The sequence below is a fragment of the Curtobacterium sp. MCSS17_011 genome (assembly GCF_003224275.1).
Classification (GTDB): Bacteria; Actinomycetota; Actinomycetes; order Actinomycetales; family Microbacteriaceae; genus Curtobacterium.
This window is the reverse complement of the sequence record NZ_QKLE01000014.1, coordinates 1-26,477: the sequence shown is the minus strand read 5'-3', so window position 1 is coordinate 26,477 and position 26,477 is coordinate 1. Positions and strand designations below refer to the sequence as shown.

Annotated in this window: 29 protein-coding genes and 1 pseudogene; 11 read left to right on the top strand and 19 right to left on the bottom strand. The window is 70.7% G+C overall.

The features are described 5' to 3' along the window. Positions 1-77: 77 nt before the first annotated feature. Positions 78-1,400, bottom strand: a complete 1,323-nt coding sequence (locus DEJ17_RS10840; protein ID WP_110893779.1) for a carboxylesterase family protein — start codon at positions 1,398-1,400, stop codon at positions 78-80. A 116-nt stretch (positions 1,401-1,516) separates the two neighbouring features. Next, entirely contained in the window at positions 1,517-1,828 is a 312-nt protein-coding gene (locus DEJ17_RS10835; RefSeq protein ID WP_146239696.1) for a hypothetical protein, read from the bottom strand. Between the two features lie 151 nt (positions 1,829-1,979). Here DEJ17_RS10835 and DEJ17_RS10830 point away from each other — a divergent pair, with 151 nt between their 5' ends. Continuing rightward, a complete protein-coding gene (locus DEJ17_RS10830) occupies positions 1,980-2,492 on the top strand; it encodes a MarR family winged helix-turn-helix transcriptional regulator (RefSeq protein ID WP_110893775.1) in 513 nt (170 codons plus the stop codon). Positions 2,493-2,611: 119 nt separating this feature from the next. Here the strand turns inward: DEJ17_RS10830 and DEJ17_RS10825 are convergent, their stop codons facing one another. Further along, positions 2,612-3,910, bottom strand: a complete 1,299-nt coding sequence (locus DEJ17_RS10825) for an MFS transporter (protein WP_110893773.1) — start codon at positions 3,908-3,910, stop codon at positions 2,612-2,614. Between the two features lie 250 nt (positions 3,911-4,160). Here DEJ17_RS10825 and DEJ17_RS10820 point away from each other — a divergent pair, with 250 nt between their 5' ends. Both DEJ17_RS10820 and DEJ17_RS10815 read left to right on the top strand, forming a co-directional pair. Continuing rightward, positions 4,161-4,961 (top strand): sugar phosphate isomerase/epimerase, encoded by an 801-nt coding sequence (locus DEJ17_RS10820; protein ID WP_181421138.1) that lies wholly within the window; start codon positions 4,161-4,163, stop codon positions 4,959-4,961. Beyond that, on the top strand, positions 4,958-6,073 hold the full coding sequence (locus DEJ17_RS10815) for a Gfo/Idh/MocA family protein (RefSeq protein WP_110893770.1): 1,116 nt from the start codon (positions 4,958-4,960) through the stop codon (positions 6,071-6,073). Before DEJ17_RS10820 ends, DEJ17_RS10815 begins: the two co-directional genes overlap by 4 nt. 128 nt (positions 6,074-6,201) lie before the next feature. Here the strand turns inward: DEJ17_RS10815 and glgX are convergent, their stop codons facing one another. The 5 genes from glgX to DEJ17_RS10790 all read right to left on the bottom strand — a co-directional run bounded on the left by glgX (position 6,202) and on the right by DEJ17_RS10790 (position 10,298). Then, on the bottom strand, positions 6,202-8,220 hold the full coding sequence (gene glgX / locus DEJ17_RS10810) for a glycogen debranching protein GlgX (protein WP_110893769.1): 2,019 nt from the start codon (positions 8,218-8,220) through the stop codon (positions 6,202-6,204). 58 nt (positions 8,221-8,278) lie between these two features. Further along, complete coding sequence (locus DEJ17_RS10805) at positions 8,279-8,893, bottom strand: TetR/AcrR family transcriptional regulator (RefSeq protein WP_110893767.1); 615 nt, start codon at positions 8,891-8,893, stop codon at positions 8,279-8,281. Between the two features lie 135 nt (positions 8,894-9,028). Continuing rightward, positions 9,029-9,565: a MarR family winged helix-turn-helix transcriptional regulator gene (locus DEJ17_RS10800; RefSeq protein ID WP_110893765.1), complete on the bottom strand. Its 537-nt coding sequence runs from the start codon at positions 9,563-9,565 to the stop codon at positions 9,029-9,031. Between the two features lie 18 nt (positions 9,566-9,583). Next, entirely contained in the window at positions 9,584-9,766 is a 183-nt protein-coding gene (locus DEJ17_RS10795) for a hypothetical protein (protein WP_071404431.1), read from the bottom strand. Between the two features lie 70 nt (positions 9,767-9,836). Continuing rightward, positions 9,837-10,298, bottom strand: a complete 462-nt coding sequence (locus tag DEJ17_RS10790) for a MarR family winged helix-turn-helix transcriptional regulator (protein ID WP_110893763.1) — start codon at positions 10,296-10,298, stop codon at positions 9,837-9,839. 50 nt (positions 10,299-10,348) lie between these two features. On the opposite strand from DEJ17_RS10790, the gene DEJ17_RS10785 reads away from it, so the two are divergent. From DEJ17_RS10785 to DEJ17_RS10775, 3 genes are all read left to right on the top strand, one after another. Continuing rightward, complete coding sequence (locus DEJ17_RS10785) at positions 10,349-11,083, top strand: alpha/beta fold hydrolase (protein ID WP_110893761.1); 735 nt, start codon at positions 10,349-10,351, stop codon at positions 11,081-11,083. 122 nt (positions 11,084-11,205) lie between these two features. Beyond that, positions 11,206-11,649 (top strand): Hsp20/alpha crystallin family protein, encoded by a 444-nt coding sequence (locus DEJ17_RS10780; RefSeq protein WP_110893759.1) that lies wholly within the window; start codon positions 11,206-11,208, stop codon positions 11,647-11,649. A gap of 11 nt (positions 11,650-11,660) precedes the next feature. Beyond that, a complete protein-coding gene (locus tag DEJ17_RS10775) occupies positions 11,661-11,987 on the top strand; it encodes a hypothetical protein (RefSeq protein WP_110893757.1) in 327 nt (108 codons plus the stop codon). An 82-nt stretch (positions 11,988-12,069) separates the two neighbouring features. Here DEJ17_RS10775 and DEJ17_RS10770 read toward each other — a convergent pair whose 3' ends face one another. After that, positions 12,070-12,951 carry a manganese catalase family protein gene (locus DEJ17_RS10770; RefSeq protein WP_071404423.1) on the bottom strand — a complete coding sequence of 294 codons (882 nt, stop codon included), beginning with the start codon at positions 12,949-12,951 and terminating at the stop codon, positions 12,070-12,072. Positions 12,952-13,292: 341 nt separating this feature from the next. On the opposite strand from DEJ17_RS10770, the gene DEJ17_RS10765 reads away from it, so the two are divergent. Continuing rightward, positions 13,293-14,504 carry a sensor histidine kinase gene (locus DEJ17_RS10765; protein ID WP_258366764.1) on the top strand — a complete coding sequence of 404 codons (1,212 nt, stop codon included), beginning with the start codon at positions 13,293-13,295 and terminating at the stop codon, positions 14,502-14,504. Next, positions 14,501-15,172, top strand: a complete 672-nt coding sequence (locus DEJ17_RS10760; RefSeq protein WP_110861974.1) for a response regulator transcription factor — start codon at positions 14,501-14,503, stop codon at positions 15,170-15,172. The genes DEJ17_RS10765 and DEJ17_RS10760 overlap by 4 nt, the downstream gene beginning before the upstream one ends. Here DEJ17_RS10760 and DEJ17_RS10755 read toward each other — a convergent pair. Continuing rightward, positions 15,169-15,924 carry a TetR/AcrR family transcriptional regulator gene (locus DEJ17_RS10755; protein ID WP_258366763.1) on the bottom strand — a complete coding sequence of 252 codons (756 nt, stop codon included), beginning with the start codon at positions 15,922-15,924 and terminating at the stop codon, positions 15,169-15,171. The genes DEJ17_RS10760 and DEJ17_RS10755 overlap by 4 nt on opposite strands. 79 nt (positions 15,925-16,003) lie before the next feature. Here DEJ17_RS10755 and DEJ17_RS18075 point away from each other — a divergent pair. Together DEJ17_RS18075 and DEJ17_RS18070 are read left to right on the top strand one after the other, a co-directional pair. Continuing rightward, positions 16,004-16,237 (top strand): annotated as a pseudogene (locus tag DEJ17_RS18075) (NAD(P)H-binding protein); the annotation flags it as partial. A 22-nt stretch (positions 16,238-16,259) separates the two neighbouring features. After that, positions 16,260-16,634, top strand: coding sequence for a hypothetical protein (locus DEJ17_RS18070; protein ID WP_258366762.1), 375 nt, complete (start codon positions 16,260-16,262; stop codon positions 16,632-16,634). Here DEJ17_RS18070 and DEJ17_RS10745 read toward each other — a convergent pair. The 8 genes from DEJ17_RS10745 to DEJ17_RS17550 all read right to left on the bottom strand — a co-directional run bounded on the left by DEJ17_RS10745 (position 16,627) and on the right by DEJ17_RS17550 (position 25,028). Further along, the gene (locus DEJ17_RS10745; RefSeq protein ID WP_110893754.1) at positions 16,627-17,388 is read right to left on the bottom strand and encodes a triose-phosphate isomerase family protein; all 762 of its coding nucleotides are present in this window, start codon (positions 17,386-17,388) and stop codon (positions 16,627-16,629) included. The genes DEJ17_RS18070 and DEJ17_RS10745 overlap by 8 nt on opposite strands. Continuing rightward, entirely contained in the window at positions 17,385-19,091 is a 1,707-nt protein-coding gene (locus tag DEJ17_RS10740; protein ID WP_110893752.1) for a dihydroxyacetone kinase family protein, read from the bottom strand. The genes DEJ17_RS10745 and DEJ17_RS10740 overlap by 4 nt, the downstream gene beginning before the upstream one ends. Further along, positions 19,088-20,479, bottom strand: a complete 1,392-nt coding sequence (locus DEJ17_RS10735) for an MFS transporter (protein ID WP_110893750.1) — start codon at positions 20,477-20,479, stop codon at positions 19,088-19,090. The genes DEJ17_RS10740 and DEJ17_RS10735 overlap by 4 nt, the downstream gene beginning before the upstream one ends. Positions 20,480-20,599: 120 nt before the next feature. Next, a complete protein-coding gene (locus DEJ17_RS10730) occupies positions 20,600-21,379 on the bottom strand; it encodes an SDR family NAD(P)-dependent oxidoreductase (RefSeq protein ID WP_110893748.1) in 780 nt (259 codons plus the stop codon). A 16-nt stretch (positions 21,380-21,395) separates the two neighbouring features. Continuing rightward, positions 21,396-22,349, bottom strand: coding sequence for a 3-hydroxyacyl-CoA dehydrogenase family protein (locus DEJ17_RS10725; protein ID WP_110893746.1), 954 nt, complete (start codon positions 22,347-22,349; stop codon positions 21,396-21,398). Further along, entirely contained in the window at positions 22,346-23,368 is a 1,023-nt protein-coding gene (locus tag DEJ17_RS10720) for a sugar phosphate isomerase/epimerase (protein ID WP_110893744.1), read from the bottom strand. Before DEJ17_RS10720 ends, DEJ17_RS10725 begins: the two co-directional genes overlap by 4 nt. Positions 23,369-23,461: 93 nt before the next feature. Next, positions 23,462-24,178: a GntR family transcriptional regulator gene (locus DEJ17_RS10715; RefSeq protein WP_110893742.1), complete on the bottom strand. Its 717-nt coding sequence runs from the start codon at positions 24,176-24,178 to the stop codon at positions 23,462-23,464. A gap of 106 nt (positions 24,179-24,284) precedes the next feature. Then, complete coding sequence (locus tag DEJ17_RS17550) at positions 24,285-25,028, bottom strand: hypothetical protein (RefSeq protein ID WP_146239695.1); 744 nt, start codon at positions 25,026-25,028, stop codon at positions 24,285-24,287. On the opposite strand from DEJ17_RS17550, the gene DEJ17_RS17545 reads away from it, so the two are divergent. Continuing rightward, positions 25,027-25,650, top strand: coding sequence for a hypothetical protein (locus DEJ17_RS17545; protein WP_146239694.1), 624 nt, complete (start codon positions 25,027-25,029; stop codon positions 25,648-25,650). The genes DEJ17_RS17550 and DEJ17_RS17545 overlap by 2 nt on opposite strands. 129 nt (positions 25,651-25,779) lie before the next feature. On the opposite strand, the gene DEJ17_RS10705 is transcribed toward DEJ17_RS17545, so the two are convergent. Then, a partial coding sequence (locus DEJ17_RS10705) for an ATP-binding protein (protein WP_220033637.1) occupies positions 25,780-26,477 on the bottom strand: 698 nt, incomplete at its 5' end.

The window sequence follows — 26,477 nt, the reverse complement described above, 5'->3', positions numbered from 1 at the left end:
GCTGACGATTGTGCGGGGCCGGTCAGCGGCCCGCGACCGCCAGTTCAGGGGGCGCGGCCACCGTCACCGGCTCCGGGTCAGCCGCGGTCGAACGTCAGCGTCTCGTCGTCGGGCGCCCGGACCTCGCCGGTGCGGGCGAAATCGGCCCAGATCGCGCGGAAGGCCCGGCCGCGGCGCTCGACCTCTGGCCAGTCGCGCTCGGGGACGAACCGCGTGCCGGCCCAGGCCTCGCGGCCACCCAGCAGCAGCGGCAGATCACTCATGTGCACGGCTCCGGTCGGGGCGCTCGTGACACCGCGGTGCAGTCGGTACGAGGTCGCTCGACCGCCAGCACGCCGGTGCCGCTCGGTGAACCGTCGGGCGTCGCGCCCGTAGATGACGTCGGACAGCGGACGCACGACCCACCACCGCAGGGCCGACCGCAGCACCCGCGACCGGGTGACCCGACGCAGGCCCGGCACGAGCGGCACGTACATGCCGGCCTCGTCCGAGCCGGACCCGATCAGGACGTCGACGTCGGCCGCGACCCGACTCCACGCGGCGTCGAGCTCACGCTCGGCGGGCAGCGGCGCGAACCCGTACTGGGTGCCGAACGGCATGCCGGCGGCGAGCCCGTACGGCGCGGCGGCACGGGTGCCGAGCGCCTGACGGTCGAGCAGGTCCTCGAGCGGGGTGTCGGCGTGCACGGTGCCGACCGCCCGGACCATCGCGCGGTTCATCCGTGCTCGACGGCGGGACAGCCCGAGCGGAGCGCTCTGGATGATCGCGCGGCGGAACAGCCCTTCGGCGCCGGCGCTGATCATGAGATGCGCGGCCGCGTCCCCGCCGGCCGACTGCCCGAAGACGGTGACGAGGTCGGGGTTGCCGCCGAACGAAGCGATGTTCGCGCGCACCCAGCGGAGCGACTCGACCAGGTCGAGGAGCCCGAGGTTCGCCGGGATCGTCTCGCCGTCGCCGAGGAACCCGAGCACGCCGAGCCGGAACGTGACGGACACCACGACCACGCGCTGCTCGGTCACCAGGTCGCGGGCGTCGTAGATCGGCAGGTCGCCGCCGCCGATGACGTACGAGCCGCCGTGGATCCAGACCATCACGGGCAGCTGCTCACCGGGACGGACGTCGGCGGGCAGCGTGATCGAGAGCCGCTGGCAGTGCTCGTCGACCTCGATGCCCTGGATCGGGTTGAGCAGCAGGTCGACGAACTCCTCGTGCGGCTGCGGTGCGACCGGGGACGGGGTCGACGCGTGCAGCTCACCCTCGAACGGTGGCATCGGCTGCGGCGGGGCAAACCGTTCGGCCTGCGCGTACCGAATCCCGAGCACCCGCACCACGTCACCGTCGGCCGTCCCGACGATGCGGCCGGCGGGGGTGTCGAACGGGGCAGGCGTGACGTCGAGCATGGGGTTCACGGTATCGGTGCGCCCACGACGCGAGCGGACGTGACGAAAGGCCGTCCCGATGGGATCGGGACGGCCTCGCTCCGGCTCGGGGAGCCGGCTGCACGTGGTGCTCGGCGTCAGTTCGAACGGCCGTTGACGTCACGTCGGTCGTCGTCGTTCCAGTCGGGCTTGCGCACGCCGGACTTCGCGATGCCGCGGCTGACGACGTAGGCCGCCGTCACGATCGCGACGTACAGCCAGGCCTGGTCGGCGCCGAAGCCGGTGTGGCCCTCGTCCGCGTTGTCCACGACGGCCGACGCGACGAGGATCGCGATGGAAACGACCAACCAGGCGTAGAACTCCGTGGTCTTGAGCGCGGACTTGGTCTCGTTCCAGGTGGCACGCACAACTGAGTCGTGTCGTGCGGTGTTTCCTGCCGTGTTCGACATGATGACTCCTTCTGATCTCCGCCACCGCAGATCGGTGGCGCCATGACCGCAACAGTTGTCTCGCCTGGCTGATTACTTCCCCAGTTTGGGTTCCCAGGAAGGTCGGGGAACATGGAGTTCGTCCACCAAACGACAGGACGCAGGGGCGACCATGAGCGACGACGACCAGCAGCGCGGATCCGACCTGTTCGACCGGCAGCCGCGCACCGCCGAGGGCGCCGCCGCGATCGCGAGCCTGCAGGCCCTGAGCGACAGCGTCCACGATGCCGACGAGCAGGCGCTCCGCACCCTGGGGATGTTGCCCATCGACGCCCTCGCCCTGCGACACCTGGTGCTCGCGCGCCGCGAAGGACGGACGGTCAACCCCACGCAGCTCGCCCGGGCGTTGCGGCTCTCCACCGCGGGGATCACGAAGCTCATCGACCGCCTGGTGCGTGACGGTCGGGCCGAGCGGCGGCCGAACCCCGCGGACCGGCGCGGCATCATCGTCACGGCAGCCGGGTCCGCCGAGCAGGACCTCGCGCGTGCGTACGGGCACATCCACGCTCCGCTCATTGAGACCATCGACGCGCTGAGCGTCGACGAGGCGACGGCGGTCCGCCGGTTCGCCTCCCGCCTCGCCGAGGCGCTCCGGCAGGAGCTGCCCTCCCCCGGCACCCCCTGACGCCGGTCCGGTGGGTCGGTGGCCGCGACGGACGGGAGGCCCATGGCGGCGTCGCCACGGGCCTCCCGTCCGCCTTCTGGTCGCGTTCCGCGACGGGTGGTCGCATGGCGCGACGGGCGCTACCGCACCCGCTTGATGGGGATGACGACGAGTGCGCCGATGATGGCGATCGCACCGGCGGCCCAGCACATGAGCGTGTAGTTGTCGGCGGCGTCACCGGACCCGATCTTCAGGAAGAACAGGGCGACGGCCGGAGCGAGCGACTGCGGCAGGGCGTTGGCGATGTTGATGACGCCGAGGTCCTTGCCGGGACGGTCGGCGTTCGGCAGCACGTCGACGACGAGCGCGGTGTCGATGGCCGAGTAGATGCCGTAGGCGAAGCCCATGATGACCTCGGCCACGTAGAAGCCGTTGACCGTGTCGGCGTGTGCGAGGACGACGAGCCCGACCGCGAACAGCGCCGTGGAACCACCGACGAACACCTTGCGGCGCCCGAGCTTGTCGGAGGCCCAGCCGGAGAGCGCGGCACTGACCAGCAGTGCGATCGTGTAGAGCAGCACGCCGAAGGCGACGGCGGCCGTGGCGTCCTTCGCCTTCTCGATGCCGATGTGCTCCTGCATGTAGAGCAGGCGGTACGTCGTGAACATGAACGTCGCGAAGATGATCAGGAAGCGCGACCACCACGCGAACGCGAAGTCCGGGTTCTTGATCGGGTTCGTCCAGAACGACGCGATGAGGTTCAGGAACGTGAACTTCTTGAGCTTGTAGGTCGGCAGGTCGTCACGGGCCACGACGGCGTACACGGCGACCAGGATGATCGCCAAGATGCCGGGGGCGATGAACAGCACGGGCAGGTTCGCGACGAAGAAGACCGACAGGTAGGTGCCGGCGAGCACGGCGATGTTCTGCGCGAGCGCGATGATGCTCGAGGACCGGCCGCGCTGCAGCTGCGGCACGTTGTCGGCGAAGCTCGCGAGCAGGGTGGCGAGCGTGGCGTTCGCGGCGAGTTGGGCGAGCAGCCAGGCCAGCGTCAGGTTGAGGACGTCGGGCGAGTAGGCGATCCAGGCGAGGGCGATCGCGAAGACCACGACACCGCCGAGCAGCCAGGGGCGACGACGGCCCCAGCGCGTCCGGGTGCGGTCGGACAGGGCGCCGGCCAGCGGGTTCATGATGAGCGCACCGAACGCGCCGATCGGCAGCACCGAGCCGATGACGTTCGCAGCGTCGTCGCCGACCAGGGCCTGCGCCTTGAGCTGCATGCTCACGTAGACGGGCGCCATGAGCGCGACGAAGAGGCCGAACTGCCCGAGGAACAGGGCGATCTGGTAGCCGATGCCCACCTTCACCGTGCTGACGGGTTGGGTGATGCCCTCTTCCGGGTCGAGCAGTGCCGGGCTGCCGGGTTCGGTGGTGCTCATGACGCCTCCTTGAGTCGATGAAAACCTTGCCTGACAAGGTTTTTCCGACGCGAGCATACATCGACACGTGTTGTCTGCAACAGCAGGGGCGTCGCAGTCACCGCCGCGCGGGGCGGACGGGCCGCGTCACACAGGGCAGCAAAAACTACACACCGGGTGGTTTTTGGGGTAGCGTCGTGATCGATCTCGCCGCGGAGCATCGCTCCTCGACGGGCCGCGACACCCAGACAGGATCGAAGGAGCCTCTGCAATGCCCACCACTTCTGTGCAGCTGTACTCACTGCGCGACGCCATCGCCGAAGACCTCGACAAGGCCATCGCCCGGGTCGCCGAGATCGGGTACGAGAACGTCGAGCCCTACGCGTTCGTCGAGCGCGCCACCGACCTCGAGCGTGCCTTCGCGGCCACCGGCCTCAAGGCTCCGTCCGGCCACGTCGCCGTGATCGACGCCGAGGACACCGCGCCGATCTGGGACGCCGCCGAGCGCCTCGGCATCCGCACCGTCATCGACCCCTTCATCCCGACCGACCGCTGGCAGACCGCCGACGACGTCGCGAAGATCGCCGAGCGCGTCAACGAGCTGACCGCCGAGGCCGCCGGCCGCGGCCTGCAGTTCGGGTACCACAACCACCAGTGGGAGTTCACGAACAAGGTCGACGGCCGCACCGTCTACGACCTGTTCGTGTCGCAGCTGTCGCCGGAGACCGTCCTCGAGGTCGACACCTTCTGGGCGACCGTCGGTGGCGCCGACGCCCCCGCCGTCCTCAAGGGCCTGGGCGACCGCGTCGTCGCGATCCACGTCAAGGACGGCAAGGTCGACGGTGACATCCGCACCGCGCTGCCCTCGTCCGAGAGCGCCCTGATCGTGCCCGAGGCACTGCAGCGCGCCTTCGAGAACCAGACGCCGGCCGGCCAGGGCGACGTCGACGTGGCGGGCATCCTCGCCGCGGCGCCGCAGGCCATCCGCGTCGTCGAGTTCGACGCATACAAGGGCGACGTCTTCGAGGGCATCACCGAGTCCCTCACCTGGCTCAAGGACAACGACAAGTGAGCCGTGTCGGGATCGGCATCATCGGTGCCGGCAACATCTCCACCCAGTACCTGGAGAACCTGACCAAGTTCGCCGACGTCGAGGTCCGCTTCGTCGCCGACGTGCTGCTCGAGCGTGCCGCGGCGCAGGCGGCGTCCTACGGTGTGGCCGCGTCCGGCACGGTCGAGGAGCTCCTCGCGCGAGACGACGTCTCGATCGTGATCAACCTGACGATCCCGGCCGCACACGCCGAGGTCGACCAGCAGATCATCGACGCCGGCAAGCACGTCTGGAGCGAGAAGCCGATCGCGACCGACCACGCGTCGGCCGCCGCGGTGCTCGAGTCGGCGAAGGCCAAGGGCCTGCGCGTCGCGACCGCTCCGGACACCGTGCTCGGCGCGGGCATCCAGACGGCGCTCCGTGCCATCGCCCGCGGTGACATCGGCGAGCCGCTCTCCGCGACGACGCTGTTCCACGTCCCCGGGCCCGAGGCGTGGCACCCGAACCCGGACTTCCTGTTCGCCACTGGTGCCGGCCCCCTGTTCGACATGGGCCCGTACTACGTGACGACCCTGGTGCACGCGTTCGGCACTGCCTCACGCGTGCAGGCCGTCTCGTCGAAGTCGCTCGACCGTCGCACGATCGCGTCGGGCCCCCGCGCCGGCGAGACGTTCCCGGTCGAGGTCCCGACGCACCACGCGGCCCTGATCGAGTTCGCGGGCGGGCAGTCCGCCCAGTCGACGTTCTCGTTCCAGCACGCCCTGCCGCGCATGGGCTTCGTCGAGATCAACGGCACGCTCGGCACGATCTCGCTGCCGGACCCGAACACGTTCGAGGGGTCGTCGCAGCTCTGGCGCTACGGCCAGGACGAGCCCGAGACGCTCGAGGCGGTCGGCTCCACCTGGGGTCGTGGCACCGGTGTCGTCGAGCTCGCCCGAGCCATCGCCGAGGACCGCCCCGAGCGTGCCTCCGGCGCCGTCGCGCTGCACGTGCTCGACGTGCTGCTCGGCATCCGTGACGCCGCCGAGTCGGGGTCCGCCGTCGACATCACGTCGACCGTGGACGCCATCCCGCCGCTGCCCGAGGACTTCGACCCCGCGGCAGCCGTGCTGACCGCGGGCGCGAACGCCTAGGAGCGCCTAGGAGCGCCACGCGCACCATTTCGTGAGCAGCAATGGTCGGGTCCCCAACGGAGACCCGACCATTGCTGCTCACCAAGCGAGGCCGCGCGAGCGAGCCGCGCGAACCCCGCGCCCGCGCCTCAGACCAGCGCGGTGAAGGACGCGTCGCGCACGAGCAGCGTCGTCGCCTCGCCCACGACGGCCTGGTCGGGGTCGCTCGACAGCCCGAGGGACCAGCTGCCCCCACCCGGACGCTCCGGCAGCGTGAACTCCACCGTCGTGTCGGATGCGTTCAGCAGCACGGCCACGGTGTCGTCGCCCTGGTGCAGCACGAGCGTCACGGCCCGGTTGCCGCCGTCCGCCCAGTCGCCGTCCTCGAACCCGGCGGCGTCGGCACGGAGCACGGTCACCGTCGACTCCGAGTCGCCCGGCGCGGTGCGGAACCACTCCGGACGCAGCGCCTGGTGCTGCCGACGGAACGCGATGGCCGCCGTCGTGAAGGCGAGCAGGTCCTGGTCGGCGGCGGCCCAGTCGAACCACGAGATCTCGTCGTCCTGGCAGTACGCGTTGTTGTTGCCACCCTGCGACCGGGCGAGCTCGTCGCCACCCAGGATCATCGGGACGCCGGCGGAGAGCAGCAGGGTGCCGAGGAAGTTGCGGCGCTGCCGGTCGCGGTAGTCGTTCACCGCCCCGTCGTCGGTCGGGCCCTCGATGCCGCCGTTGAACGACGTGTTGTCGCTCTCGCCGTCGTTGTTGTCCTCGCCGTTCGCCTCGTTGTGCTTCTCGGCGTACATCGTCAGGTCGGCGAGGGTGAACCCGTCGTGGGCGGTCACGAAGTCGATCGAGCAGAGCGGGGAACGCCGCGAGCCCTCGTAGACGTCGGGGCTGCCGAGGACCCGCTGGACGGCGTCGCCGAGGGCACCCTCGTCGCCGCGCCAGAACGCGCGCAGGTCGTCGCGGTACTTGCCGTTCCACTCGGACCAATCGGCCGGGAACCCGCCGACCTGGTAGCCGGCGGTGTCCCACGGCTCGGCGATCATCTTGACCTCGCGCAGCACGGGGTCCTGGTGGATGATGTCGAGGAACGCGGAGTGCTTCTCGGCCTCGCCGTCCTGGCGGGTGAGCGTCGTGGCCAGGTCGAAGCGGAAGCCGTCGACGTGCATCTCCTCGACCCAGTAACGGAGCGAGTCCATGATGAGTCCGAGGGCCGCCGGGTGTCCGACGTTCAGGCTGTTGCCGGTGCCGGTGGTGTCGAAGTAGTTCGCCTCGTCACCCTCGACCAGCCGGTAGTACGACTGGTTGTCGATCCCCTTGAACGACAGCGTCGGGCCCATGTGGTTGCCCTCGGCGGTGTGGTTGTAGACGACGTCCATGATGACCTCGAGCCCCGCGGCGTGCAGGGCCTTCACCATCTCCTTGAACTCGGCGACCTGCTGCCCGGCGCTGCCCGAGGACGAGTACTCGTCGTGCGGCGCGAAGAAGCCGATGCTGTTGTAGCCCCAGTAGTTGCGGAGGCCCTTGTCGACGAGCGTCGAGTCCTGCACGAACTGGTGCGTCGGCAGCAGCTCGACCGCGGTGACGCCCAGGTCCGTCAGGTGCTTGATCGCCGCGGGGTGGGCCATGCCGGCGTAGGTGCCGCGGATCTCCTCGGGGACGTCGGGGTGCTGCTTCGTGAAGCCCTTGACGTGCACCTCGTACACGACGGTGTCGGCGAGCGGCGTCCGCAGCAGGGCGTCACCGTCCCAGTCGAAGGACCGGTCGGCGACGACAGACTTGGGCATCGCGCTGGCCGAGTCGGTGTCGTCGAGACGCTCGGGGTCCTCCATGTCGTGGCCGAACAGGGCCTGGCCCCACTCATAGGTGCCGTCGACGGCGGTGGCGTAGGGGTCGAGCAGGAGCTTCGCGGCGTTGTGGCGCAGGCCGTTCGCCGGGTCCCACGCACCGTGCACGCGGAAGCCGTAGCGGGTGCCGACGGTCACGCCGGGCACGACGTCGTGGAAGGTGTAGCCGGTGCGGTTGCGGAGCTCGGTGCGGTGCTCGGTGCCGTCGTCGTCGAAGGTGCAGAACTCGACCCGCTCGGCGGTGCTCGAGAACAGGGCGACGTTGGCGCCCCCGTCGACGAGCGTGACGCCGAGCGGGGTGCGCGTGGAAGTGGTCATCCTCCCCTTCTACCGGCCGGTCGCTGTGCCGCCGGCAGCCAGGCGTACCCCTGGCCGGTCAGGGCGGCGGCGGGACGAGCTGCTCGAGCAGCCGCAGCACCCGCTCGCCGTCGACCGCGTCGGGGTCCAGCAGCCACTGGACCTGCAGCCCGTCGGACGCCGCGATGCTGAGGCTCGCCAGGTCGGCCGGGTCCAGGTCGGCGCGGATCCGGCCGCTCGCCTGGTCCGCCTCGATCAGTGCGGCGAGTTCGGCGCGCAGCCGGGCGAAGCGTTCGCGCATGAAGTCGCGCGTGGCCGGGTGGCCCTCCTGCACGGCGTCGGCCGCGAGGGTCGTGTACAGCTGCACGAGCCCCGGCACGGCCCGGTTGCGTGACGCGCTCTCGCGCATGTCGCCGATCGCAGACTTCATCCGGTCGGGCGCGCCCTGCTCGCGGACCTCGTGCTCCCGGTAGACCGCGAGCAGCAGTTCGTCGCGGCTCGGGAAGTAGTGGCGGAGTGCCGCGTGCGTGATCCCGAGGGCCTCGGCCACCGAGCGCAACGATGATGCGTCGACCCCCTGCTCCGCGACCATGCGGATCATCTCGTCCAGGATCTGCGTCCGCCGCTCGGCGCCCTTGCGGTACCCGCCGCGGCGCGGCTGGGCCGCGTCGGCGTCGTCCGCGGGGTGGGTCATGCACCCAACTTACCGCTGGAAGGTTTTCTCGCCACCGTCCGGTCTGGAGGCCCGTGGCGGGCGCACCACGGGCCTCCCGTCCGTCTCTGGGTCGCGTCGCACCCCGCCGGGTCGCGTCAGCCGGGCGCGCCCGCGTCAGTCCTGGTCGTCGACCGTGTACTCGTCGACCGGCGCGGGCGTGCCCGCGGCGAGCGCGTCGACGATCTTCGTGAGCGAGTCGGCGAGGACGGCGTTGTCCGCGTCGGGGAGTTGCTCGAGCACCTCGACGACGGCCGCGTGGAAGCGCGCGTACGAGGCGTCGATCTTCTCGGCGGCCTTGTCGGTCGGGGCGAGCACCTGCGCACGACGGTCCGTGGGGTGCGCCGTGCGCGACAGCAGCCCCTTCTGCACGAGCCCGTCGACGATCTTGGTGACCGATGCGTTCGAGACGGCGAGCATGACGGCGAGGTCCTTCGGACCCATCGTCCGGCCGTCCCGGTGCGCCTGGAGCATGTACCGGACGGCGAGGAACTCGTTCTTCGACAGGCCGCTCTCGATGCGGGCGGATTCGATCTGCTGGTCCTCGGCGTGCTGCAGGCGCAGCAGCGCGTCGACGGCGGTCTTCGCGACCCGGGACTCGGGTTCGCGGGCGTAGAGGTGGACGTGCTCTCGACGGACGACGGTCAACGGCATGGGGTCATGCGCTCCTTGCTAAACGGCAGGCGTGGTGAAGAAGTCCGCGTAGGACGGCTCGGAACGACCGGCGAGCAGCGAGGGGTCCTGGATGCGACGTTCGACGTACGCGTCGATGATCGCCGGGTCGGTGAGACCGACGCGGGTGTGGCTGCCACCGATCCGTGCCGTCCGAGGCATCCCGGAGTACGTGCTGTGCATGTCGTGTCCCGCCCTTCTTGCTTGCCGTGTGTCCCCTGCGGACAGCTGAACTCTTTCACGAAGTGAACGGTCAGTTCAACGAACCATTCGCACTGTGTACGTTTTGCGCGCCGAACGGTTCGGCGGCATCCGTCAGGGCCGTCAGGAGCTGCAGGAGTGCCGCCCGTCGCGGCTCGTCGAGCGGTGCGAACAGGCCGTCGAGCACCCCCTCGGCGATGCGGTGTCCCTCCTCGAGCACCCGCCGACCGTCCTCGGTGACGGTGTGCTCGATGCGGCGGCCCCGGCCGGCGGTCCGGGTGATGAGCCCACGGTCGAGCATCCGGTTCGCGAGGGTGCCGAACGCCTGGTCGCTCTGGAACGTCGCGACGGCGAGGTCGTGCCCCGAGGCACGGGGCATCCGGTCGATCGCACGCAGGGCGTCCCACTGCACGAGCGTCACGCCGAGGTCGCGCAGGGCGGCGTCCATCGTGCGGTGGTTGCGGTACTGCGCCCGCTTGACGGCGTGGCCCAGGGCTTCGAGGTCGGTCAGCATGGTGCTATGGTATCAACACTCGTACATAAACATGTTGATACGGAGCACTCATGACCGACTCCCGCACCCGCACCGCGCTCGTCCTGCACGGCGGCGGCGGCCCCAGGACCGTCGCACCGATCGTCGCGCACCTCGCACCCGCCTTCCACGTCGTCGCCCCCACGCACCCCGGGTGGGACGGCACCCCGTGCCCGGACGGGATCGACTCCGTCCCGGCCCTGGCGGCCGCGTACCTCGAGCAGCTCCTCGCCGCCGGGGAGCAGGACGTCGTGCTCGTGGGGTCGTCGATCGGCGGCTGGATCGCCCTCGAGATGGCCGTGCAGGCAGCTGCCGACGACCGGTTCGCCGCGGTCGTCGGTGCCGTCGTCGACATCGACGGCGTGGGTGCGGTGGTCGAGGGCGAACCGATCGCCGACTTCTTCGCCCTCGATGCCCGCGGGCTGGCCGAGGTCGCCTGGCACGATCCCGAGCGGGGGTACCAGGACCCGGCGTCGGTCACCGAGGAACAACAGGCGGTGCAGCGGTCGAACGGGCAGACCATGGCGGTCGTCGCCGGCCGGTCGATGAGCGACCCGACCCTGCTCGGGCGGCTCGGGGCCGTACGGGTGCCGACGCTCGTGGTCTTCGGTGCGAGCGACGGGGTCGTGACGCCGGCGTACGGTCGCGCGGTGGCGGCGGCCGTGCCGGGTTCGGTGTTCGCCGAGGTCCCGGCCGCTGGGCACCTGCCCCACCTCGAGGCCCCCGCGGCCACGTGGGCGGTCATCGACCCGTTCCTCGGCGGCTGATCGGCGGTCGACGGTTCTCGGCGTCTTCCGAGCGATCTTTTGGCACTCACCAGGGTCGAGTGCTAAAACGGTGGCAGTTGAGTCGAGGGGACTCAACGAGAACCACGAAGGAGTTGATTCCGATGACGATGAACTTCGACCCGTTCCGCGAGCTCGACCGACTCGCGGGTTCACTCCTCGGCACCGCCGCCGGCCCGCGCTCGATGCCGATGGACCTGTACCGCACCGGGGACCACTACGTCCTCGACGTCGACCTGCCCGGCATCGACCCGGGCTCCGTCGACATCGACGTGGACGGCTCCGTCCTGACCATCCGCGCCGAGCGCACCCTGGGCGCGCCCGAGGGCTCGCAGTGGCTCACGCGTGAGCGCCAGCCCGGCACGTTCGTCCGACAGCTCACGCTCGGCGAAGGCCTGGACACCGAGCGCATCACCGCCGGGTACGACAACGGCGTGCTGAGCGTCACGATCCCGGTCAAGGAGTCCGCGAAGCCGCGCAAGATCGCCGTCACCGTCGGTGGCGCGTCGGAGCAGCTCGCGGTCGGTTCCGGCGCCGCCGCCGAGTGAGGAGCTGAGCGATGACGTCCGTCCTGCTGAACGCTGTGGTCGCGGTCCTCGTCGTCACCGCGGCGCTCGCGCTGACGAGCCTGGACCGGCGCACCGCCGTGCTCCTCGGGGCCACCGGCAGCCTGACCGGCACGTTCCTGACCTGGGTCGCCGCGCCCCGGCTCGTCGAGCAGTCGCTCCTGGCGCCCTGGGTCGCGGCGGTCCTCGGCACGGCCCTGCTGATCGCGGGGTGGAGCGCGGTCCGCGCCTACTCGGACATCTTCGAGGCACCACGCGACGAAGAACCCGAGACGGGGGCACTGATGACCGTGGGCGGGTCCGCCCCGTCGGTGCGGTGACCATGTGACGGACGGGAGGCCCGGCGCACGTCGTGCGCCGGGCCTCCCGTCGTTCCGTCGGTCGCGTGGGCGACCGTCGGGACTACTCCTTGTTCAGCTTGTCCTGCACCAGGCCGGCCGTCTTCTCGACGACGTTCGGCAGCTCGGTGGTGCCGTAGAGGCGGACGTCGGGGTGCGTGGGCGGGGGCATCGGGACCGAGGTGGTCGGGCCGTCGTGGTACGAGTACTCGCCCTTGCCGTCGAACGAGGGGCCGCTCGCCCACGGGCCGTTCTTCGCCTCGGCACCGTCGGAGAAGTTGAGGTACTGGTAGTTGACCTCCTGGTTCTCCTTCGACTGCGGGAAGTTGCTCGGCACGGGGAAGCCCTCGACGCCCTTCTCGCGCAGCTCGGCCGCGGCGGTCGCCCACATGTTCTGGTGCATGGTGTCTCGGGCGATGAGGAAGGACAGCAGGTCCCGCACGCCGTGGTCGTCGGTCATGTGGTAGAGCCGGGCGGCCTGCACACGTCCCTGCATCTCGGCGTTCTCGTTCGCCGTGAAGTCGGCGAGCAGGTTGCCGCTGGCGGTGATGTACGAGCCCTGCCAGGGGTTGCCGTTGCTGTCCACCGGACGGGCACCCGCACCGGCGACGATGGCGTGCTGGACGTCCGTGCCGCCGACGATCGCGGCGACCGTGGGGTCGTCCTGCAGCGCGTCCTCGGTGATGCCGAGCGGGGACTTCTCGAGCAGCTGGGCGATCATCGTCGCGAGCATCTCGACGTGGCCCATCTCCTCGGCGCCGATGCCGAACACCATGTCGCGGTACTTGCCGGGGATGTGCATGTTCCACGCCTGGAACTGGTACTGCAGCGCGACGGAGATCTCTCCGTACTGGCCACCGAGCACCTCCTGCAGCTTGCGGGCGTAGATCGCGTCGGGCTTGTCGGGCGTTGCCTTGAACTGGAGTTCCTGCTTGTGGAAGTACAAATCGTGCTCCTTCGTCTCGATCGAGCGATTGCACGGCCGATGGTTCGCCGGGGGCACTGAGCGGCCGTCCAAGGTGGCCGGATCACGCAGAGGGTGTCCCGGATGCGCCGTTCGACGGATCCGGGTCCGCCGCGGGCTTCACCCGGCAGGACGAGGCCCTTCGGTCGACCGCCCGATGCCGTCCGCCGTCCGGTTGCCCAGGCTGGGAGCATGCAGACCTCGACCAAGCACACGATCGCCACCCTGCTGCTCTGCGCGGCGATCGTGGTCGCCACCGTCATCGCACTCATGGCCATGACCCCGCCCGCGTGACGCCCGTACGGCATGGGAGGATCGCTCTCGTGACCGAACGGGGCAGGTTCCTCCGGCCGCTCGCCACCCGGTCGATCGTCATCGACGTGGCCTGGGCGGTCCTGGCGGCGTTCGTCTTCCTGCTGCCCATCGACCTCGAGCTCGAGCACGCGAGCCTCGCCGCGGTGCTGTCGGCCTCGGTGGCGATCGCCCTGCGTCGCATCTCCCCGTCCGCCGCGATGGCGATGGTCGTCGTCCTCGGGGTCATCCAGGTCGGCGGTGGCGAACGCCCGTCCCTGGTCGACCTCGCGATGTTCGTCGTGATCGGCACCGCCGCGGTCGTGGGCACCCGCACCGAGGTCGTCGTCTCGGGCGTGCTCGCGGTCGTCGCCGGGGCCGGCGCCACCGTCTACCTGGCGTCGACCGGCTTCCGGTTCCTCGTGCTCATCAACGGCCCGCGCGACCAGGCCTTCCTGGCGATGGCCGCCCCGGTGACCGCGCTGCTCGGGGTCTGGGCGGGCGGGGTCGCCGTCCGGGCCTTCCGCTCCCGCGACCGCGAGTCGGAGCGCCGTGCCGACGCCGAGGCGGCAGCATCACGTGCCGAGGCCGTCGCCACCGAGGCCGAGGCCACCGCCACCCGCGCCATCGACGTCGCCGAGTCCGAACGCATCCGCGCGGACATCGCCCGTGACGTGCACGACGTCGTCGGCCACTCGCTCGCGGTCATCATCGCGCAGGCCGACTCGGTGCCGTTCCTCGACGACGAGGCGCGCATCCGAGCGGTCAGCGCCACCATCGCGAGCACCGCCCGGAGCTCCCTGGTCGAGGTCCGGCAGGTCCTCGGGCACGTCGACGGCTCCGCCGAGGCGACCGGCCCGGGCTCGCTCGAGGAGATCGTGCAGGGCATCCGCGACGCCGGGGTCGACGTCGACCGCACGGTGCGCGGGGTCCCGCTGGCCCTGCGCCCGGACACCGGCACGGCCGCCCGTCGCGTGTTGCAGGAGATGCTCACGAACGCCCTGCGCCACGGTGCCCCCGGCAACCCGGTCGTCGTGCGGGAGACCTGGCGGAACGCCGACCTGGTGCTCGAGGTCGAGAACGTCGCGGGCGACGGCACCACCGCGGGCTCGGGCCGCGGGATCGACGGCATGGACTCGCGCCTCGGCGCCCTCGGTGGGTCGTTCGACGCCGCCGTGCTGGACGACGTGTTCACGGCACGCGCCCGCATCCCGTTCGACGTCCAAGGGGGACCCGTCCGATGACCGAACCGATCAGGATCCTGCTCACCGACGACCAGGCGCTGTTCCGCGCCGGGCTCCGGGTGGTGCTCGACGCCCAGGACGACATGCGCGTGGTCGGTGAGGCCTCCGACGGCGCCGAAGCGCTCGCACTCATCCCCGAGGTGCGCCCCGACGTGGTGCTGCTCGACATGCGGATGGCCGGCATGGACGGCGTGGAGACCGTCCGGCAGCTCCACTCCGGCGCCGTCCCGGGTCCGCTGCCGCGCGTCGTCGTGCTCACCACCTTCGGGCTCGACCCGGCAGCGGCGACCGCGATCCGGCTCGGCGCCAGTGGCTTCCTGCTCAAGGACACCACGCCGCCGTTCCTGTTCGCCGCGGTGCGGGCCGTGCACGAGGGCAGCTCGGTCATCGCACCGAACGACCTCGCGCAGCTGTTCGGCACCGACGTGGCGCGGGCCCCGGCACCGCAGCCGCCGGAGTTCGCGACCCTGACCGAGCGGGAGCGTGTCGTGTTCGGGTGGGCGTCCCGCGGCCTGTCGAACGCCGAGATCGCCACCAAGGAGTACGTCACCGAGTCGACGGTGAAGACCCAGATCTCGAGCATCCTCGGCAAGTTGTCGCTGCGCGACCGGGTGCAGCTCGTCGTCTACGCCCACGACCACGGGCTGGCGGGCACTCGCGAGGACTAGTCCGCGGCGATCCGGTCGAGCCACTCCGCGAGCATCGTCCGCTCGGCTGCCGACAGTCGATCGAGCCGGCGCGCTGCGGCACGGAGCGTGATCGCGGCGCTCGTCACGGCGTCACGCCCCCGGCCCTGACCACCCGGACCCGCGCCGCCGTCGTCGTCCGTCGTCGGACCGCTCGGCACGAGGATCCGCCCGAGCACGGCCTCCAGGACGTCATCGGCGAGTGCCGGGTCCCGCTCGTCCGCCGGAGCGGCCAGGATCGCGAGCACCGCCCCGGTGCCGGCCGCGTGCACGAGGTCGACCGCACGGCGTTCCGGCACGGCCAGTCGCCCGGCCTCGGCGACCCGCTGGATGCGCTCGGCGAGCAGCGCGGTGCCGGCCCGGGCCGCTGCTGACCGACGGCCACGCTCCGGGTCGCTCAACAGCACGAACAGGTCGGGGTTCGCCAGCCCGAAACCGATCGTCATCGACCAGCCGGTGCGCAGGTCCTCGACGGGGTCGGTCGCCTCGTCACGAGCAGCCCGGACGGCGTCGGCCTTCATCGCCGAGAAGGTCGTCATCGCGTGCTCGGCGACCGCTTCGAGCAGACCATCCTTGTCGCCGAACAGCCGGTAGATGGTCGGCGCCTGGACACCAGCTCCGTCCGCGACCGCCCGCGTGGTCACCGCCGCGGCGCCGCGTTCGCGCAGCATGGTGCCGGCGACCTCGACGATGCGCGATCGCGTCTCGTCACGCGGGGTTCCCTGATCGATCACGGAACAACGATAACGGATGTGTGCTATCACTGTGCTACCAGCGATACCCACACGCTGTTTCCATTGATCGGGAGAAGCCATGATCGTCATCACCGGGGCCACCGGAGCCCTCAACGGCGCCACCGCCGACCACCTGCTCGAGCACCTGGCGCCGTCCGACCTGGCGGTGGTGACCCGCGACCCGGCCCGCGCGCAGCGGTTCGCAGACCGCGGCGTCGAGGTCCGCCGAGGCGACTACGCCGAGCCGGAGACCCTGCCCTCGGCCTTCGCCGGCGCCGACCAGCTCCTGCTCGTCTCGTCGAGCGACCCGGCCGCCGACGCCGTCGCACTGCACCGTGCTGCGGTCGACGCAGCCGTCGACGCCGGTGTCGTGGACCGCCCGCGAGGACGCCGCCGAGGCAGCCGCCGCGATCCTGCTCGCCGACCAGCCGTTCGACGGGCCGGTGACGCTCACCACTCCGGACGCGCCGACCTTCGCCGACCTGGCTCGGCTGGCGTCCGAGGTGTCCGGTCGGATGATCGGGTTCGAAGCCCTCGGCGAGGACGAGTGGCGTGCCCGTGCGCTGGCCGCGGGGCAGGACCCGCACATGGTCGCGTTCCTGCTCGGCATGTACCAGGCCGCCGAGCGGGGGCTGTTCGCCGGCACCGATCCGCTGCTCGGCGAGCTGCTCGGTCGCACCCCGCGCCCGGTCCGCGACCAGCTCAGCTGAGCGCCGCGACCTCGTCGAGGATCGCCCGGACCGCGGCGGGGTCGTGCGCGAACCGTCCGAGGAACAGCCCGCCGATCCGCCCCTGCCCCCGGGTGAGCAGGCCCGGTCCGGCACTGCCCCCGTAGAGCACGGTGCTGCCGTGCAGCGCCGGCCGGGTGGCGAGGTGCTGCTCGATCCCGGCGAGCACCGCGACGATGTGCTCGTCCGGTGCGGGTGCCGGTGCGCCGATCGCCCACACGGGTTCGTAGGCGACGGTCAGGGGTCCGGCGAGCCCGTCCGCGACGGCGGTCGAGACGGCCCGGTCGAGCTGCGCGGTCACCGCCGCCACCGCCTCGGTCGGATCGGAGGCCCGCTCCGGCTCCCCGACGCAGACCAGCGGACGCAGGTGGTTCCGGAAGGCCGCGTGCACCTTCCCCGCGATCGTCGCGTCGTCCTCGTGGAACAGGGAGCGCCGTTCGGCGTGCCCGATCTCGACCAGGTCGACACCGATCTCCCGCAGTTCGGCGCCGGAGACCTCGCCGGTGAACGCGCCCGCGTCGGCCCACGACAGGTCCTGCGCGGCGAGCTGCACACCGGTGCCGGCGAGCAGGTCACGCACCGGGACGAGGGCCAGGAACGTCGGCGCCACGAAGAGCGACGCCGCACCCGAGCGCACCGCGGAGTGTCGCCGGGCGATGTCCGCGACCTCGGCCGCCCACGACAGCGTCCGGGCGTGCGAGAAGTACGTCTTCAGCGACACCCCGACGGTGATCACGGTGCGACCGTCTCCACGACGAGGGCGAAGGACAGCGCGCCGGGGTCCGCGGTGCCGACGGCCTGGTCGGCGTGCGTGCGTGCCCGGCCCATCTTCGGCACGAGGGACTCCGTGGCGTCCGCTGCCTGACGGGCGGCACGGACGGCGTCGCCCCAGGCCTCGGCGAGCGCCGCCCCGGCGTCGAGCCGGGTGCGGAGCACCTCGTCGAACGGCACCAGGGCGTCCACCATCGTCTTGTCACCGACGGTGGCACCGAACGCCAGCACGGCCTCGGTGGCCGCGCGGACCCCCTGCGCGACGGTGGCACCCGACGGACGCGAGTCGTCCCCGACCACGCGACCCAGTGCCTCCAGGGCGGCACCCCAGATCGCACCGGACGTGCCGCCGGCCTTGTCGGACCAGGCATCCGCAGCGACCAGCAGGACGGTGCCGGCACCGGCACCGCGGCTGACCGCGTCGGCGGCTGCGGCGTCGGCCGCGTGCGATCCACGCTGCATCCCGATGCCGTGGTCGCCGTCACCGGCCACGGCGTCGATGCGGCCGAGTTCGTCGGCGTGCTCGTCGAGGACGGCGCGGACCGCGGCGAACCCGGCGGCGACCTGCTCGGCGACCGCGCGTGACTCGTCGCTCGCCGGGCCGATGCCGACGCCCTCGGCGTCCGCCGCCACGGTGGACGGATCGACGCGCTGTTCGACGACCGCACCGCCCTTGCGGTAGGCGGGCGTGTCCGCGGGTGCTGCCCAGAGTTCCTCGAGCTCGTCGTCGAGCCAGAACAGCGTCAGGGAGACCCCGGCCATGTCGAAGCTCGTGACGAGTTCGCCGACCTCGGGCTCCACGATCACGACCCCGGCGTCCGCCAGGCGCCGCTGCACCGAGCGGTAGACGACGAAGAGCTCCTCGTACTTGACCGAGCCCAGACCGTTGAGGATCGGCACCACCCGCTGGCCCTCGAGCGTCACGCCGTCGGGCAGTTCGTCGAGCAGCCGGTCCACCAACAGATCCGCGAGACCGGAAGCGGTGGGCACCTCCGTCTCGTCGATGCCCCGCTCACCGTGGATGCCCATGCCGACCGCCATCCGGCCCTCGGGGACCGTGAACAGGGGTTCCTCGGCACCCGGCAGCGAGCACCCGGAGAACGCGACGCCGAAGCTGCGCGTCCGATCGTTCGCCCGCTCGGCGACGGCGGTGACGGTGTCGAGGTCGTCCCCGCGCTCGGCGGCGGCGCCCGCGACCTTGAAGACGCAGAGGTCACCCGCGATGCCGCGGCGCTTCGCGCGGTCGTCGGACGGGGCGCTCGTCACGTCGTCGGTGACGCGGACGGTGCGGACCGGGATGCCGTCGGCCTCGAGCGTGCGCGCCGCGGCGTCGAAGTTCAGGACGTCTCCCGCGTAGTTGCCGTAGCTGAGCAGCACCCCGCCGCCGTGCTCCGCGGCCTTCGCGACCCCGGTGACCTGCTGGGCGCTCGGGCTGGCGAAGAGGTTGCCCATCGCGGCCCCGGCCGCCAGGCCGTGCCCGACCAGCCCGCCGAACGCGGGGTAGTGGCCCGAGCCGCCGCCGATCACGACCGCGACGGTGCCGTCGGGGCTCGTGGTGGAACGGGCGACCCCGCCGTGCACCCCGCGCACCCACCGCTCGTTGGCGGCGACGAAGCCGTCGGTCGCCTCGTCGGCGAAGTCCGCCGGGTCGTTGAACAGTCTGGTCATCGCTTGCTGCCCTTCGGGTCGGTGGTGCGGACGTGCGAGGTGTCGAGCAGTTCGTCGGCCTTGGCCCCGCGGAAGAACTTGGTGCAGAAGATCATCACCGCGGCGACGAACGCCAGGACGCCGAGCGAGACGATGCCGAACGCACCGCTGTCGGTGGGCACCACCTCGTTGATCGCGGTGCGCATGATCGGGGCGACGAACCCGCCGAGGTTGCCGAGCGAGTTGATCAGGCCGATGCCCGCGGCGGCTGCGGCACCGGTCAGGAACGCCGTCGGGTACGCCCAGGTGATCGGGCCGACGGCCAGGAAGCTCGCGACGGCCAGGGTGATGAACAGGATGCCGAGCACCGGCTGCCCGTTCGCCCCCGCCCATGCCGAGCCGAGGATCGACAGGCCGGTCGTGATGTAGAACAGGGTTCCCCAGCGCCGGCGGCGTCCGACGGAGTCCGCCCGCGACCCGATCAGGTAGCAGGCGACGAGCCCGACGAGCCACGGGATCGCGGTCACGAGCCCGACCTGCCAGCCGACGTCCTGCCCGAGCAGCGAGGACACCTGCTGCGGCAGGTAGAACGTCGTGCCGTAGACGGCGACCTGCAGGCAGAAGTAGATGATCGTGAAGTACCAGACGCGCCCGCTCGCCATCGCGCGCCAGATGCCCTTCGGACCGTCCTCGGTGCGAGCGGTGTCCTCGCGCTCCATGGCCGCGGTGAGCGACGCCTTCTCGCCCGGTTCGAGCCACTTCGCCTGCTGCGGACTGTTCGTCAGGAACACCAGGGCCGCGATGCCCGCCAGCACCGCGAGGATCCCCTCGCCGGCGAACATGACCTGCCAGCCGTGGAACGGGGTGACCTGGTCACCGACGCTGATGAGGCCGCCGGACAGCGGGGCGCCGATCATCTGCGAGAACGGCTGCGCCAGGTAGAAGATCGCGAACATGCGCACGCGCACCTTGTTCGGGAACCACTCGGACAGGTACATGATCACGCCCGGGAACAACCCGGCCTCGGTCACACCCAGGATGAACCGCAGGATGATGAACATCGTGTCGTTCGTCGTGAAGGCGAACAATGCGGCGACGATGCCCCACGTGACGGCGATGCGGGCGAGCCAGAAGCGCGCACCGAACCGCTTGAGCAGCAGGTTCGACGGGATCTCGAAGATCGCGTAGCCGATGAAGAAGATGCCGGCGCCCAGGGCGAAGGCGGCGTCGGAGATGCCGCGGTCGACGCGCAGGGCCTCTTCGGCGAAGCCGACGTTCGTGCGGTCGAGGAACGCGACGAAGTACAGGATGACGAGCATCGGCATGAGGTGCTTCGTCGCCTTGCCGATGGCGGACTGCAGGCCGGGGTCGTTCGTCGACCCGAGCGCGGGGGCAGGGGGTAGTGACACGGGTTCGCTCCTTTGCGAGCACGGTGCGGTCGTTCTGGCGTCCGGCGGTCGGTTCGGCCTGTCGGACGGGAGGCACGGATCGCGTCGCGCGGTCGGCGCGCGTTCCGTGGGCGGCTGGCCCTAGTGCATGTACAGGCCGCCGTTGACGTTGAGCGTCTGGCCCGTGACGAACCCGGCGTCCTCGCTGATCAGGTAGGCGATCGCGGCGGCGATGTCCCGCGGGGTGCCGATGCGCGGCAGCACGCCGTCGGCGGCCATCTCGGTCTTCCGCGCCTCGGACAGGGTGCCGCCCATGATGTCGGTGTCGATCGGGCCCGGGGCGATCGCGTTGACGGTGACGCCGCGCGGGCCGAGCTCGCGCGCCAGGCCGCGGGTCAGGCCGATCACGCCGGCCTTCGCCACCGTGTACGGGGTCTTGCTGAAGGTGCCGCCGCCGCGCTGGGCGGAGACCGACGACAGGTTCACGATGCGCCCGTAGCCGGACCGCACCATCGACTCCGCCGCCCGCAGGCTCGCGAAGTGCACGCCGTCGAGGTTGATCGACAGCACCCGGTGCCACTCCCCCTCGGGCAGGTCGAGGTAGGCGTGCGCGGACGAGACCCCCGCCAGGTTCACCAGTGCGGTGATCGGCTGGAGTTCGGCCTCGATCGTGTCGAAGGCCGCACGGACGGCGGACTCGTCGGCGACGTTCGCCCCGACGCCGACGGCCCGCACGCCGTGCTGTTCGCGGATCTCGGCGGCGACCTGCTCGCTCGCCGTCTGGTCGAGGTCGATGATCCCGACGTCCCACCCGGCCTCGGCCAGGTGGTGGGCGGTGGCGCGGCCGATGCCCCGCGGTGAGGCGGCCCCGGTGAGGACGACGGTGCGGGCCTGGGGGCCCTGGGGGTTCTGCGTGTTCATCGTTCGTGCTCCGGGCTCAGTGGATCGGGGCCGGGCCGAGGTCGTCGAGCAGCTTCTGCATCGCGACGTACGCCTTGTTCCGGTAGGCCACGAGCTCGGGCGTGCGGTCGGCCGGCACCTCGAGGTACCCGGCGCCGGACTTCGTGCCGAGCTCACCGGCGTCGACGTGCTGCTGCAGCGACGGCGGGGTGGCGAAGCGCTCGGGCCAGCGGGTCTGCAGCGACTCGAAGCAGAACGCGTAGACGTCGAGCCCGGCCATGTCGGCGATCGCGAACGGGCCGAAGAACGGCAGGCGGAACCCGAACGTGGTGCGCACGATGGTGTCGATGTCGTCGGGGCTCGCGATGCCCTCGTCGGCGATCTTCGTGGCCTCCTCGAACAGCGCGTACTGCAGGCGGTTCAGGACGAACCCCGTCGAGTCCTTCACCCGCGCCGACTGCTTGCCGGTCGCGGCGACGACGGTCTCGCCGACCTCGATCGCGTGCTCGTTCGTGGTCGGGTGCGGGATGAGCTCGACGCCGGGGATGAACGGCGCCGGGTTCGAGAAGTGCACGCCGAGGAACCGCTCCGGGCCCACGACCGCCTCGGCCAGCGACTCGATCAGGATCGTCGAGGTGTTCGAGCCGATCACGGCGTCGGGGCGGGCGGCCTCGCTGATGCGGCGCAGCGTCGCGTGCTTGATCTCGAGCTTCTCCGGCACGGCCTCCTCGATGAAGTCCGCGTCGGCGACGGCGGCCTCGATCGACTCGGCAGCGCTCAGGTGTGCGCGGACCCGTTCGACGGCGTCCTCGGGGAACAGCCCGTCGGCGACGAACTGCGCGGTCTCGCCGAGCAGCCGCTCCAGGTTCTGCTCGGCGATCTCGGCCGAGACGTCGGCGATCCGGACGGTGTGGCCGGCGAGGGCGAGGACCTGGGCGATCCCGCCGCCCATGTAGCCGGACCCGACGACGGCGATGTCGAGGGTGCTCATCGGATTGCTCCTTCGGTGCTGGTTGCTGCAGTCGGGGTCGCCGTCGCGTCGAGCTTCGTCGTCGCGAGGACGGATCGGATGTACTGCTGGTTGGTGGCGCAGACGCCGAGGCTGTCCCCGCCGTACTGCTCGGTCATGACGATCCCGCGGAACCCGTCGGCGACGGCGTCGCGCAGGACCTGGCGGTAGTTGATGAGGCCCGTCTCCATCGTGCTCGGCGCACTCGTCGCCCAGCTGCCGTCGCCGGCCTCGTCACGCGTGTAGTTCTTCACGTGCAGGTAGTTGGTGTGCGGCATGGTCTTCGCGAACAGCTCCCGCCAGTCCTCGACGGGACGGTGCAGGCGGATGAGGTTCGCGACGTCCGCGTTCAGGCCGACGTTGTCGAGCCCGATCTCCTCGACCAGGCGGACCGCGCTGTCGGCGGTGCCGAGGTACGTGTCCTCGTACAGCTCGAGCGCCATCGGCAGCCCGACGCTCGCAGCGTGCTCGCCGAGCTCCCGCAGTCGCTTGACCGCAGCGGCCCAGACCTCCGGGTCGTCCGGGTCCTTCGGGCCCGGCGCCGTCCAGAACCACAGCGCCCGCTTCTGAGCGTCGGTGAACGGCTGGTGCAGCCCGGTCGAGAAGACCTGCATGCCCCACTCGGCCGCCGCGTCGATGGTGCGGTGGGCGTAGGCGAGGTTCTCCTCCTCGTGCCCGGGCTGGATGACGCTCTTGCGCTGCAGGTGCACCGAGGGAATCCCGATGCCGTGCGACTTCGCGACGGCGAACAGCTCGTCGCGGCGCGAGGCTTCGAGGTCAGCGGGGCGGATGTGGCTGTCGGCGAGTTCGGCGAGCGAGAAGCCGACGGCCTCGATCTGTCCGAACACCTCGTCCCACACCTCGGTGGGGGCTTCGTGGAAGGCCGTCCCGTCGCGGGTGACCTGCGCGAACCCGTGCAGGCAGGCGGCGATCGGCCAGGTCCCCGACGTCCAGGTGGTGGGGTCCCAATCCTGGTCGACCCAGTCCTGTGGAGTGGTCACGGAATGCTCCCTTGCATGTCGTGGTGGTTCAGCCCTGAACCTCTTTCCTATAGGAAACATACTCGCACGGCGCCGGAACGCAACCCCTCTGCTTCAGCTCGTGTGGGACGCGTCCGCGCGCGAACGCAACCGGACGGCGTCGATGTGGAGCCGCATCGCGGCGACGGCCGACGTCGGGTCCGCAGCCAGCGCCTCCAGGATGGCCCGGTGTTCCTGCACGGCGCGATCCGTGTCGTCCCCGCCACCCTCGACGATCTGCCGCATGCGGTGCACGCGCGTCGTGATGATGTCGGACATCTCCTCGAGGAACGGGTTCCGTGTCGCGTCGAAGATCAGCTGGTGGAACTGCCAGTCGCTGCGGAAGAAGCGGGCCATCAGCTCTTCCGGAGCGTGCGCAGCACCGACGGACGCGACCTCGGCGGCCACCGCAGCCTGCTCGTCGAGTGCTGTCGCCAGCCGCTCGCGCAGGCCGTCGACGTCGCCGCGGGCCGCGAGCTCGACGGCGCCGCTCTCGACGATGAGCCGGGCGTCGAACAGCGCCTCGAGCTGGTCGCCGGCCAGGGGCGGGGAGACCCGGTAGCCCTTGTTCGCTTCACGGGTGACGAGGCCGGTGCGTTCGAGTTGCACCAGGGCTTCGCGCACCGGGGTCGGGGACACCCCGAGACTGCGGGCGAGGCCGTCGATCGACAACCGCATGCCCGGTTCGACGTCGTGGCCCATCAGGACCTCGAGCACCCGGTCGTAGACGCGGTCACGCAGGCCGAGCTGCGTGATGCGCTCCGCCCCGAAGCCGGGCATGGTCGTGGACATGGGTCGATCCTAGAGAATCCATGAAACGAGGATCCTGTGCGACCGGCTCCTACGGGCTGTCGGAAGTGAGCGAATTTCTCCTATTCTCGTGCGGGCACCCACTGCGTCATCGACGACACCCGAAGAACGGAATCACCATGGCCCGACCCGAACGGACCGTGCGCAGAGCCTCGCGGCTCCTCCTCGCACTCACCGCGACCGCATTGGCGGCGGTGACGGTCCTCGCTGCCACCGCGCCAGCGGACGCCGCCTCCGCGCCCGCGGAGACCACCACGGCGCCGACGGCACCACCAGTGACGTCCGCTCCGAACACCGCCGCGCCGTCCGTCCAGGCAGAGCCGACCACGCCGCTGGACGAGGTGACGCCGGAACCGACCCTCACTCCGAGCCCCACCCCGACGACGGTCCCGACACCGACACCGGTTCCCCAGCCGAGGAAGTTCACGACGAAGCCCGCAACGGTCTCTGGAACGGCCAAGGTCGGCAAGACCCTCACCGCGACCTTCCCGAGCTGGTCGCCGGCCCCGACGACCAAGAAGTACCGCTGGCTGCGGGACGGCGACTCGATCCGCAACGCAACCGGTTCGCGGTACACGGCGACGGCCTCGGACCACGGCCACAAGCTCTCGGTCTCCATCACCGGTTCCCGCACCGGGTACACGACCGCGACGCGGACGCAGTTGATCGGTGTCGTCGTCCGCGGCGACGCTCCGAAGTTCACAGCTCGCCCGTCGGTCAGCGGAACGACGAGGAACGGTGGCGTACTGACGACGACGAAGGGCTCCTGGAACACTTCCGGCCTGACAGCCCGGTACGAGTGGCTCCGCAACGGCAAGGTCGTCGCAGGCATGACGTCGCGGACCTACCGTCTCGGGTACTACGACGTGGGGGCTACCATCGCGTCCCGGGTCACCGTGTCGAAGGCCGGCTACGCCAATGGTTCAGTCCGAAGCGTCGCCACCGCGAAGATCGCGAGAGCCACGGCATCGTTCTCGGGCAACGGCACCTTCAAGGTCGGCTCGACGATCAAGCCGGGCACGTACTACTCGACGACGCGACAGGACCAGTTCTGCTACTGGGCACGACTCAGCAGCGCACGGGGCACGCTGGACGACATCCGCGCGAACGACATCGGTTCGGGTCAGCGCATGATCCAAGTCTCGAGCACGGACAAGTACGTCGAGCTGGACGATTGCGGCACCTGGTACGCCGCGACCACCGCCGGCCCGAAGCTCTCGAAGATCGCCGGAGACGGCGTCTACAAGGTGGGCCAGCAGGTGTCGAAGGGCACCTGGAAGACGACTGCTCCGAGCGGGTGCTACTGGGCGACCCTGTCCTCCGCATCAGGCAGTCTGGACGCGATCATCGCGAACGACTACCTCGACCGCCGAGGCAGCGCCGTCGTGACGATCACCAACGACGTGGTCGCCTTCTCGTCGAGTGGTTGCGGGACCTGGACCCGAGTCGGCTGACGCGGTCGGTCGGGGCACGGAGCTTCCGTCCGTGCCCCGACGCGGATCGGGTAGTTCCGCGCGGCTCCACGACGACCTCGAGAACTTGCTCGCCGTCAGCGGAGCGAACGGGGTCCGGTAGCCGATCCGTTACCGCGCGTTGAGTTCGAGGTAGTCAAGGGCCTGGCGCACCGTGTCTTCTAGCGGGCGGGTGCTGTCGATGACGAGTCGATCGTCCGTGCGGGGCTCGTACTCGTCGGCGACGCGCTGCACCTCGTCCCACGTCGGCAAGGTGAACCCAGGCAGGTCATTCGCACGCTGCTCCACCCGGCGACGGTGCTCGTTGACGTCCGCACACACGACCTCGATCACGCGCAGCGAAACCCCAGCGGCTTCCGCTGTCGACGCCCATCCAGCGCGAGCGGGTTCCACACCACTCACCGCGTCGGCGATGACCACCTGTCCTCGCCGCAGATTCGGCACCGCGATGGCATGCATGACCGAGTAGGCGGCGATCCCGGACTGCTCGGGCGGAATCTGGTACTTCCACATCGCGCCCTCGATCGCATCAACGCGAAGGGTCAGCGAAGGTGTCAGCTCCGCGATCGCAGCAGACAGCGTCGACTTCCCTGCACCGGGAAGACCACAGACCTGAACCAGCATCGACAACTCCTTCGTTGGACGTGGCTCACTGTCTACCGGTCGTGGATGCGCAGCACCAGCAAGGTGGATACCTTCGTCGGCTTCCCATGACGCGTCCGAATGCGGATCGGCGGTTTCAAGGGGTCGTTGCAACGGGTCGTTGTTTCGGGTCCGAGAGTAGCTGCTCGAATGCTTCTGCTGGGGTG

Excerpts from the sequence above, each read along its gene's own strand:
- DEJ17_RS10840 (WP_110893779.1), bottom strand. The coding sequence starts at position 1,400 with ATGCTCGACGTCACGCCTGCCCCGTTCGACACCCCCGCCGGCCGCATC.
- DEJ17_RS10835 (WP_146239696.1), bottom strand. The coding sequence starts at position 1,828 with ATGTCGAACACGGCAGGAAACACCGCACGACACGACTCAGTTGTGCGT.
- DEJ17_RS10830 (WP_110893775.1), top strand. The coding sequence starts at position 1,980 with ATGAGCGACGACGACCAGCAGCGCGGATCCGACCTGTTCGACCGGCAG.
- DEJ17_RS10825 (WP_110893773.1), bottom strand. The coding sequence starts at position 3,910 with ATGAGCACCACCGAACCCGGCAGCCCGGCACTGCTCGACCCGGAAGAG.
- DEJ17_RS10820 (WP_181421138.1), top strand. The coding sequence starts at position 4,161 with ATGCCCACCACTTCTGTGCAGCTGTACTCACTGCGCGACGCCATCGCC.
- glgX (WP_110893769.1), bottom strand. The coding sequence starts at position 8,220 with ATGACCACTTCCACGCGCACCCCGCTCGGCGTCACGCTCGTCGACGGG.
- DEJ17_RS10805 (WP_110893767.1), bottom strand. The coding sequence starts at position 8,893 with ATGACCCACCCCGCGGACGACGCCGACGCGGCCCAGCCGCGCCGCGGC.
- DEJ17_RS10800 (WP_110893765.1), bottom strand. The coding sequence starts at position 9,565 with ATGCCGTTGACCGTCGTCCGTCGAGAGCACGTCCACCTCTACGCCCGC.
- DEJ17_RS10795 (WP_071404431.1), bottom strand. The coding sequence starts at position 9,766 with ATGCACAGCACGTACTCCGGGATGCCTCGGACGGCACGGATCGGTGGC.
- DEJ17_RS10790 (WP_110893763.1), bottom strand. The coding sequence starts at position 10,298 with ATGCTGACCGACCTCGAAGCCCTGGGCCACGCCGTCAAGCGGGCGCAG.
- DEJ17_RS10785 (WP_110893761.1), top strand. The coding sequence starts at position 10,349 with ATGACCGACTCCCGCACCCGCACCGCGCTCGTCCTGCACGGCGGCGGC.
- DEJ17_RS10780 (WP_110893759.1), top strand. The coding sequence starts at position 11,206 with ATGACGATGAACTTCGACCCGTTCCGCGAGCTCGACCGACTCGCGGGT.
- DEJ17_RS10775 (WP_110893757.1), top strand. The coding sequence starts at position 11,661 with ATGACGTCCGTCCTGCTGAACGCTGTGGTCGCGGTCCTCGTCGTCACC.
- DEJ17_RS10760 (WP_110861974.1), top strand. The coding sequence starts at position 14,501 with ATGACCGAACCGATCAGGATCCTGCTCACCGACGACCAGGCGCTGTTC.
- DEJ17_RS10740 (WP_110893752.1), bottom strand. The coding sequence starts at position 19,091 with ATGACCAGACTGTTCAACGACCCGGCGGACTTCGCCGACGAGGCGACC.
- DEJ17_RS10730 (WP_110893748.1), bottom strand. The coding sequence starts at position 21,379 with ATGAACACGCAGAACCCCCAGGGCCCCCAGGCCCGCACCGTCGTCCTC.
- DEJ17_RS10725 (WP_110893746.1), bottom strand. The coding sequence starts at position 22,349 with ATGAGCACCCTCGACATCGCCGTCGTCGGGTCCGGCTACATGGGCGGC.
- DEJ17_RS10715 (WP_110893742.1), bottom strand. The coding sequence starts at position 24,178 with ATGTCCACGACCATGCCCGGCTTCGGGGCGGAGCGCATCACGCAGCTC.
- DEJ17_RS17545 (WP_146239694.1), top strand. The coding sequence starts at position 25,027 with ATGACGTCGCGGACCTACCGTCTCGGGTACTACGACGTGGGGGCTACC.
- DEJ17_RS17550 (WP_146239695.1), bottom strand. The coding sequence starts at position 25,028 with ATGCCTGCGACGACCTTGCCGTTGCGGAGCCACTCGTACCGGGCTGTC.